Below are 9,636 nucleotides of genomic sequence, written 5' to 3'. Positions count from 1 at the left end.
GATCAGGGTCAGCAGTTCGGACCTCCGCCCGGCACCGGTTACCCACCGCCATCCGAGGGGTCCGGCCAGTACGGCGCTCCCCAGTACGGCGGCCAACAGTACGGCGGTCCTCAGTACGGCGCTCCCCAGTACGGTGGTCCCCAGTACGCGGGCGGGCCCGGATACATGGACCCGATGGCTCCGTACGGTCGGCACCCGGTCACCGGTGAGCCGTTCTCGGACAAGCAGAAGCTGACGGCAGGTCTGCTCGGCATCCTGTTGGGCGCGTTCGGAGCAGGTCGCTTCTATCTCAACCAGCCGGGCATCGCGGTGGCGCAGATAGCCGTCACGTGGCTCACCTGCGGTATCGGCGGAATCTGGCCGTTGATCGACGGCATATTGATGCTCACCGGCAGCGTGCGTGATCAGCACGGTCGACCGTTGCGCGACTGACGATCGCATTCGTCACAGCCGACATTCGTGATTGCATCGATGCGAATGCCAGCTGCTACGATTTCGCCATCCGGGAGAGATCCCGGATTCTTTCGCGGGCCAGAGCTGTCCCGGTGAATTCCCGATAGGCAGTTCAATTCGGCTCATCCGACCGTTTCGGTCGATCCGAGCCGACCAGCCGACGGGGTTGCCGAGACTTCCGGCGCAGGGTCGAAGACACTGCACCGCTTGCACGCACCCCACCGGCCTACGTGGAGGTGATCGTGGTGCTGTTTTCTCGGATGCCTGCGGAGCAAGGTCTGTACGACCCGAGCTCGGAGAAGGATTCCTGTGGCGTGGCGATGATCGCCGACATCGCGGGTCGCCGCTCTCACGCGATCGTCGCCGACGGGGTTCTGGCACTGGAGAACCTGGAACATCGCGGAGCTGCCGGTGCCGAGCCCAACAGCGGTGACGGCGCGGGCATTCTGATTCAGCTCCCTGTCGAACTCCTCGATTCCCTCGCGCCGTTCGACCTGCCCGCGCCCGGAGCCGACGGTGACAACACGTTCGCGGCCGGAGTGTGTTTTCTGCCGCAGGGCATCCGTGAGCGGGCCATCGCCGTCGAGCGCGTCGAATCCGTTGCGGCCGAAGAGGGTCTGGACATCCTGGGCTGGGTTCCGGTCGAGGTCGATCCCGATCGAGCCGATGTGGGCCTCACCGCCCTCGGTTGCATGCCGTACATGAGCTACCTCTACGTCACCGCTCCCGAGGTCGACGGCACGCGTCCGGCCGGTCTCGCTCTCGACCGTCTCGTCTACGGATTGCGCAAGCGTTCCGAGCGGGTCACCCCCGAGATCGAGGCCGAGGGGTCGGGACTGTTCTTTCCGTCGTTGTCCTCGCGCACCATCGTCTACAAGGGCATGCTCACCACGATGCAGCTGCCGCTGTACTTCCCGGAACTGCGTAACCCGTTGTGCACGAGCGCCATTGCCATCGTGCACAGTCGCTTCTCGACCAACACGTTCCCGTCGTGGCCGCTGGCGCACCCGCATCGCTACGTCGCCCACAACGGCGAGATCAACACCGTCAAGGGCAACCGAAACCGGATGCGGGCTCGCGAAGCGTTGCTGTCGAGTGACCTGATTCCCGGGGACCTGGAGCGCTTGTTCCCGATCTGCAACCCCGATGCCTCGGACTCGGTGTCGCTGGACGAGGTGCTCGAACTACTGCACCTCGGCGGACGCAGCGTGCCGCACGTGGTGATGATGATGGTGCCCGAGCCGTGGGAGAACCACCGCACGATGGATCCGCGGGTGCGAGCGTTCTACCAGTTCCACTCGTCGATGATGGAGGCCTGGGACGGTCCGGCCTGCGTGACGTTCACCGACGGCAGCTATGTCGGAGCCGTGCTGGATCGCAACGGCCTTCGCCCCGGCCGCTGGTGGCAGACGGCGGACGGTCGCGTGATCCTCGCCAGTGAGGCAGGCGTGCTCGACGTGCCCCAATCCGAGGTCGTCGCCAAAGGTCGCCTCGAGCCAGGAAAGATGTTCCTGATCGACACCGTCGCCGGACGTCTCGTGCCGGACGAGGAGATCAAACTCCAACTGGCAACCGAACATCCGTACCAGGAGTGGCTGCACGCCGGCCTGCTCGAGATCAAGAGCCTGCCCGAGCGGGCTCACATCCAGTACAACCACGACTCGGTGGTGCGCAGGCAGGTCGCCTTCGGCTACACCGAGGAAGACCTGCGCGTCGTGCTGACGCCGATGGCCGCATCCGGGGGCGAGCCGCTCGGATCGATGGGTACCGACACCCCGGCCGCGGTGATGTCACAGCGGTCGCGTCAGCTCTACGACTACTTCATCGAACTGTTCGCACAGGTCACCAACCCGCCGCTGGACTCGATCCGCGAGGAGATCGTGACCTCGCTCGCGCGGGTGATGGGTCCGGAGCAGAACCTGCTCGAGCCCACTGCGGCGTCGTGCAGGCAGATCGTGTTGCCGTGGCCGGTGCTCGACAACGACGAGCTCAACAAGATCATCCACATCAACGACGACGGAGACCATCCGGGACTGTCGGCCACGGTGTTGCGTGGGCTGTACGAGGTGGAGCGCGGCGGTGAAGGTCTCGCGGAGGCCATCGAGGAGTTGCGGGCCCGGGCATCGGAAGCGATCGCTGCGGGCTACACCACGCTGATCATCTCCGATCGCGATTCGGATCACACTCGGGCCCCGATCCCGTCGCTGCTGGCCACCTCGGCGGTGCACCATCACCTGGTTCGCACCAAGGAGCGCACCAAGATCGCGCTCGTCGTCGAATCCGGTGACGCGCGCGAGGTGCACCATCTGGCGCTGCTCATCGGCTTCGGTGCCGCAGCGGTCAATCCGTATCTGGCGATGGAGTCGATCGAGGATCTGGTCGGCGAGGGTGAACTGACCGGAGTCGAACCGACGATCGCGGTACGGAACTATCTGTACGGTCTCGGCAAGGGCGTACTCAAGGTGATGTCGAAGATGGGCATCTCGACCGTCGGGTCCTACACCGGCGCACAGGTTTTCGAGGCCGTCGGTCTCGATCGCGAGGTGGTGCGCGAGTACTTCAAGGGCACGGTCAGCAAGCTCGGTGGCGTCGGCCTCGACGTGCTCGCCGAGGAGGTCAAGCTGCGCCACCGCAGGGCGTACCCCGAGAATCCGACCGACCGCGTCCATCGCCGGCTGGAGATCGGCGGTGAGTATCAGTTCCGACGCGAGGGCGAGCTGCACCTGTTCACGCCCGAGACGGTGTTCCTGCTGCAGCATGCCACGCGCACCGGTCGATACGACGTGTTCCAGAAGTACACCGACGAGGTGGACCGGCTCGCTCGCGAGGGCGGTGCGCTGCGCGGTCTGTTCGAGTTCAAGGACGGTGTCCGGCCGCCGGTTCCGCTCGACGAGGTCGAATCGGTCGAGTCGATCGTCACCCGGTTCAACACCGGCGCGATGAGCTACGGATCCATCTCCGCCGAGGCGCACGAGACTATGGCCGTCGCGATGAACAATCTCGGCGGACGGTCCAACTCGGGGGAGGGCGGCGAGGACGTCGACCGGCTCTACGATCCGACGCGACGCAGTGCCGTCAAGCAGGTCGCCAGCGGTCGGTTCGGTGTCACCAGCGACTATCTGGTCAACGCCACGGACATTCAGATCAAGATGGCGCAGGGTGCCAAGCCGGGCGAGGGCGGTCAGCTGCCCGGGTACAAGGTGTATCCATGGGTGGCCAAGACCCGACACTCGACGCCGGGTGTCGGCCTCATCTCGCCGCCCCCGCACCACGACATCTACTCGATCGAGGATCTCGCGCAGCTGATCCACGATCTGAAGAACGCCAACGAGAAGGCGCGCGTGCACGTCAAGCTCGTCAGTTCCGTCGGCGTCGGCACGGTGGCGACGGGGGTGAGCAAGGCACACGCCGACGTCGTTCTCATCTCCGGATACGACGGCGGAACCGGTGCTGCGCCGTTGACCTCTCTCAAGCATGCAGGCGCTCCGTGGGAGATCGGCCTCGCCGACGCCCAGCAGACGCTGGTGCTCAACGGCCTGCGTGATCGCATCACCGTGCAGTGCGACGGCGGTATGCGCACCGGACGCGACGTCATCGTTGCGGCATTGCTCGGTGCGGAGGAGTTCGGGTTCTCGACGGCTCCGCTGATCGTGGCGGGCTGCATCATGATGCGCGTCTGCCACCTGGACACCTGCCCGGTCGGTGTCGCCACCCAGAACCCGGAGCTGCGCAAGAGGTTCACCGGCAAGCCCGAGTTCCTCGAGGACTTCTTCAAGTTCATCGCCGAGGACGTGCGAAAGTACCTGGCGCAGCTCGGTTTCCGGAGTATCGACGAGGCGGTCGGTCACGCCGACGTGCTCGAGACGGCAGCCGGAGTGGCGCACTGGAAGAGCAAGGGACTCGATCTGACGCCGATCTTCGCGATGCCCGTCGACCGCCACGGTGCCCCGATGACACAGCGTCGACGCCTCCGCGCGCAGGACCACGGTCTCGATCTCGCGCTGGACCGGACTCTGATCCAGTTGGCCGAGGGAGCGTTGGAGGATGCGCATCCGGTCAAGCTCGAGCTGCCGGTACGCAACGTCAATCGCACCGTCGGAACGCTGCTGGGGTCCGAGGTCACCCGGCGCTACGGCGCGGTCGGGTTGCCGGACGACACCATTCGCATCGCGTTCACCGGATCGGCCGGTCAGTCTCTCGGGGCTTTCCTGCCGCCGGGTATCACCATCGATCTGGTCGGTGACGCGAACGACTATGTCGGTAAGGGATTGTCGGGCGGCCGAATAGTCGTGCGCCCTGCCGACGATGCACCGTTCGTCGCAGAGGACAACGTGATCGCAGGAAACACGATTCTCTACGGTGCCACCTCGGGCGAGGTGTACCTGCGCGGTAAGGCGGGGGAGCGGTTCGCGGTCCGTAACTCGGGAGCCGTCGCGGTGAACGAGGGCGTGGGCGACCACGCGTTCGAGTACATGACCGGCGGTCGGGTCGTGGTGCTCGGGCCGACCGGTCGCAACATGGCTGCAGGTATGTCCGGCGGCATCGCGTACGTCCTCGGTCTCGATCCGGCGGACGTGAACATGGCGATGGTCGAACTGCAGGTGCCCAACCCGGACGATCTGGTGTGGCTGCGCGAGACCGTCGAGAATCACCGCCGGTGGACCGGTTCCACCGTCGCGACCTCGCTGCTGGCCGACTGGCCCCGCCGGTCTGCGTTGTTCACCAAAGTCATGCCCGTCGACTACCAGCGAGTGCTGGAGGCGACAAGAATGGCGCGTGCCGAAGGGCGCGACGTCGATGCTGCGATCATGGAGGCTGCACGTGGCTGATCCACAGGGATTTCTGAAAGTCGTCAAGCGTGAGGCCGCCAAGCGTCCGATCGGCGAGCGCGTCAAGGACTGGAACGAGGTGTACTCGCACCAGCCGACGAGCGAGCGTGCCGCCGAGGTCTCCGATCAGGCGCGTCGCTGCATGGACTGCGGTATTCCGTTCTGCCACTCGGGTACTGCAGGTTGCCCGCTGGGAAATCTGATCCCCGAATGGAACGACCTGGTGCGCCGCGGCCGCTGGGATGCGGCCAGCGACCGACTGCACGCGACCAACAATTTTCCGGAGTTCACCGGGCGGGTCTGCCCGGCCCCGTGTGAATCGGCATGTGTGCTGTCGATCTCCGAGGCGGCCACCGGCGGAAGCGTGACGATCAAGCGGGTCGAGCAGACCATCGCGGACCTGGCCTGGGAAGACGGCAGCATCGTTCCGCAGCCGCCGACGATCACCACCGGCAAGCGGGTCGCCGTCGTCGGATCCGGCCCTGCGGGATTGGCTGCGGCGCAACAGCTCACACGCGCCGGGCACGACGTCACCGTGTACGAGCGGGACGATCGTCTCGGCGGTCTGCTGCGCTACGGCATCCCCGAGTTCAAGCTCGAGAAGTCCGTGCTGGATCAGCGCCTCATGCAGATGCGGGCCGAGGGAACGCACTTCGTCACCGACTGCGAGGTCGGGATCGACTTCACCGTCGAGCAACTGCGTGAATCCTTCGACGCAGTCGTTCTCGCAGTCGGAGCTCTGCGAGCCCGTGACAACGCCGAGGTCATCGGTCGCGAACTCGACGGCATCCACCTGGCCATGGAGCATCTGGTGCCGTCGAACAAGGAATGCGAGGGCGACGGTCCCACCTCGATCTCCGCTGCGGACAAGCACGTGGTCATCATCGGCGGCGGCGACACCGGAGCCGACTGCCTGGGAACGGCCCACCGCCAAGGTGCTGCGTCGGTCACTCAGCTCGATTACAACCCCGCTCTGCCCGGGGCTCGCGACGACAGTCTCTCGCCGTGGCCGTCGTGGCCGCTGGTGCTGCGCACCTCACCCGCGCACGCCGAGGGTGGCGTCGTGCGTCATCAGGTCGCGGTGCAGCGATTCCTCGGTGACGAGCGCGGGCACGTTCGTGCGATGGTGCTCGCCGAGGTGGAGGTGCAGCGCGACGCGGACGGTCGACGCATCGTCACACCCATCGGGGAGGAGATCGAATTGCCCTGTGATCTGGCGTTGTTCGCGATCGGTTTCGAAGGTGTCGAGCACGGTCCGCTGCTCGACGAGTACGGCCTGGCGCTGACCAAGCGGGGTGCGCTCTCGTGTGGTCCCGACTGGCAGACCACGGCACCGGGCGTGTTCGTGTGCGGGGATGCGCATCGCGGTGCGTCGTTGGTCGTGTGGGCGATCGCGGAGGGTCGATCCGCGGCTCACGGAGTCGATGCTTTCCTCACCGGACACTCGGAATTGCCGTCGCCCGTACACCCGACCGCACTGCCCCTGGCGGTCGTGTGACCCCCGTCTCTGAACCGGTACAGACTGTCCCAGCAGCGGGATAGCGCGGCTACCCGTCGGTAGTATTCGGGTGGATGCGTCTGCGATAGAGAACGCGGCGTCCAGCGGCTAGGCTCGCCTTCGTGAGCCGACGTACGAAGATTGTCTGCACCCTTGGACCCGCAACCGCAACCACAGAGCGCATCCGCGAACTCGTCGAGAGTGGAATGGATGTCGCACGACTGAACTTCAGCCATGGTGATCACCCCGATCATCAGGCCAACTACGAGAGGGTCCGCGCAGCATCGGACGCCACCGGCAAAGCCGTGGGTATCTTGGCCGACCTGCAGGGACCGAAGATTCGTCTCGGCCGATTCGCCGAGGGTTCGACCACCTGGGCGGCCGGTGAGCTGATCCGCATCACCGTCGAGGAGTGCGAGGGCACCCACGACCGAGTGTCGACCACGTACAAGGAGCTGGCCCAGGACGCCAAGGAAGGCGACCGCCTCCTCGTCGACGACGGCAAGGTCGGCCTCGTGGTCACCGGCGTCGAAGGCAACGACGTACTGTGCCGTGTCACCGAAGGTGGACCGGTCAGCAACAACAAGGGCGTGTCCCTGCCGGGCATGGATGTGTCCGTCCCCGCCATGAGCGAGAAGGACATCGCCGACCTCGAGTTCGCCCTTGCCCTCGGTGTCGACTTCATCGCGCTCTCGTTCGTCCGTTCTCCCGCGGACGTCGAACTCGTCCACGCCGTGATGGACCGCGTGGGCCGTCGAGTTCCCGTCATCGCCAAGCTCGAGAAGCCCGAGGCCGTCGACAATCTCGAAGCCATCGTGCTCGCATTCGACGCGATCATGGTCGCCCGCGGTGACCTCGGCGTCGAGTTGCCCCTCGAGCAGGTACCTCTGGTGCAGAAGCGCGCCATCCAGATCGCCCGCGCCAACGCCAAGCCCGTCATCGTCGCGACCCAGATGCTCGAATCGATGATCGAGAACTCCCGCCCGACGCGCGCCGAGGCGTCCGACGTCGCCAACGCAGTGCTCGACGGTACCGACGCGGTCATGCTCTCCGGTGAGACCTCGGTCGGTAAGTACGTGATGGAAACCGTGCGGACGATGGCTCGCATCGTCGAGACGGTCGAGACCGAGGGCGACAGTGTTCCTCCGCTGACGCACGTCCCGCGCACCAAGCGTGGCGTCATCTCCTACGCCGCCCGCGACATCGGTGAGCGCCTGGACGCGAAGGCACTCGTTGCGTTCACCCAGTCGGGTGACACCGTTCGACGGTTGGCTCGTCTGCACACCAAGCTTCCGTTGCTCGCCTTCACCTCCATCTCCGAAGTGCGCAGCCAGCTGTCGCTGAGCTGGGGAACCGAGACGTTCCTGGTCCCCGATGTCGGCTCGACGGACGCGATGGTCAAAGAGGTCGACAAGGCGCTCCTCGAACTCGGTCGGTACAACAAGGGCGATCAGGTCGTGATCGTGGCCGGTGCCCCTCCCGGCACAGTAGGCTCGACCAACTTGATCCATGTGCACCGAATCGGAGAAGAGGACCGGTAAGTGGTCGAAGCGGGGGGAACCGGCGTCAGCGAAAGCGCGCCGAGCAGTACAGCTGTACGCAGGACAGATCTCGAGACGCTCCTCGATCTCCTCGCACTCGAGGAGATCGAGGAGGACGTGTTCCTCGGGGTTCACCCCGAGCAGGTGGGCAGTCGAACGTTCGGGGGGCAGCTCGTTGCTCAGGGCCTGATCGCGGCGGGCCGGACCGTATCCGGTACGTCGCGGGACGTGCACGCGATCAACGCGCACTTCATTCGCGGGGGTGACGTCAAGAAGCCCATCGAGTACCGGGTCTCGCGACAGCGCGACGGTCGAGCCTTCGCCAACCGGCAGGTCACCGCCGTACAGGACGGCAACGAGCTGTTCGTCATGCTCGCGGCCTTCCAGGATTTCGGTAAGGGCCTCGAGCACAGCGTCGAGGTTCCCGAGGTTCCGTATCCCGACGCACTGCCTCCGCTCGGCGATCATTTCGTCGGGTACGAGGACCGTCTGCAGATGTTCGTCGACGCCCTCAAGCCGATCGACATGCGTTACGCGAACGATCCCGCGTGGATCATGCACGGCACCGGGGAGAAGCTCAATCACAATCGCGTGTGGATGAAGGCCGACGGGGATCTGCCCGACGCGTCGATCTTCCACGCCGCGACCATGGGCTACGCGTCGGACACCACCGTGCTCGATTCGATCATCACCACCCACGGCCTGTCGTGGGGACTCGACCGCATCGTTGCGGCGACCGTGAATCACTCCATCTGGTTTCACCGGCCGTTCCGGTTCGACGAATGGGCTCTCTACGCCACCGAATCCCCGGTCGCGGCCGGCTCGCGCGGACTGGCCACCGGCCGCTTCTTCTCGATGGACGGGCAGCTGCTCGCCACCGTCGTTCAGGAAGGTCTCATCCGGCACTTCCCGAAACGGGTCCGCGACTGAGTGCGTCGGTCCATATTCGCGTCTTCGCCTGCAGATCGAGTGCTGCGTGCGCCGGACTGGTCGACGGTAGTCGTTCGAATCCCACCTGGGGCGTTGCCGATTTCACGTACCGCCGGTAGGTCTCGGCGGCCTTGGCTCCGTTGAAGAACACCCGGTCGATGCCGGGATTCTCGGCGAACAATTGCTCGAAATCGTTTGTCTCGATGGACGATTCGACGATCGCCGAATCCAGGCTTCCTTCACGCGTGCACAGCTTCAGCACGTCCCATATCGCGACGCCCTGGCTGCGCAGCAGTACTACGCGCACCCACGAAATGCGTTCTGGCCGATCATGGGAACGCTGTTCGGTGCAGGCCCCGAACTTCCCTACGATGCGCGCACCGAG

6 protein-coding genes are annotated in these 9,636 nt (G+C 65.5%); 5 read left to right on the top strand and 1 reads right to left on the bottom strand.

The window, feature by feature from the left end:
* The 5 genes from CH256_RS19755 to CH256_RS19735 form a co-directional block, all read left to right on the top strand.
* Positions 1-432, top strand: a 432-nt coding sequence (locus tag CH256_RS19755) for a TM2 domain-containing protein (RefSeq protein WP_143536629.1), incomplete at its 5' end; no start/stop codon positions are given.
* Between the two features lie 266 nt (positions 433-698).
* Positions 699-5,282 carry a glutamate synthase large subunit gene (gene gltB / locus CH256_RS19750; RefSeq protein WP_094670397.1) on the top strand — a complete coding sequence of 1,528 codons (4,584 nt, stop codon included), beginning with the start codon at positions 699-701 and terminating at the stop codon, positions 5,280-5,282.
* Positions 5,275-6,780 (top strand): glutamate synthase subunit beta, encoded by a 1,506-nt coding sequence (locus CH256_RS19745; protein WP_094640088.1) that lies wholly within the window; start codon positions 5,275-5,277, stop codon positions 6,778-6,780. Before gltB ends, CH256_RS19745 begins: the two co-directional genes overlap by 8 nt.
* Positions 6,781-6,902: 122 nt before the next feature.
* A complete protein-coding gene (pyk, locus tag CH256_RS19740; protein ID WP_082073683.1) occupies positions 6,903-8,321 on the top strand; it encodes a pyruvate kinase in 1,419 nt (472 codons plus the stop codon).
* Positions 8,322-8,426: 105 nt separating this feature from the next.
* Positions 8,427-9,251, top strand: a complete 825-nt coding sequence (locus CH256_RS19735; RefSeq protein ID WP_231893833.1) for an acyl-CoA thioesterase — start codon at positions 8,427-8,429, stop codon at positions 9,249-9,251.
* Here the strand turns inward: CH256_RS19735 and CH256_RS19730 are convergent.
* Positions 9,217-9,636: DNA-deoxyinosine glycosylase (locus CH256_RS19730; RefSeq protein WP_143536628.1), on the bottom strand; the 420-nt coding region annotated here is incomplete at its 5' end. The two genes, CH256_RS19735 and CH256_RS19730, sit on opposite strands and share 35 nt — an antisense overlap.

Source organism: Rhodococcus sp. 05-2254-6 (assembly GCF_002258565.1).
In the GTDB taxonomy this organism is placed as follows: domain Bacteria; phylum Actinomycetota; class Actinomycetes; order Mycobacteriales; family Mycobacteriaceae; genus Rhodococcoides.
This window is presented reverse-complemented; position numbering and strand designations above follow the sequence as displayed.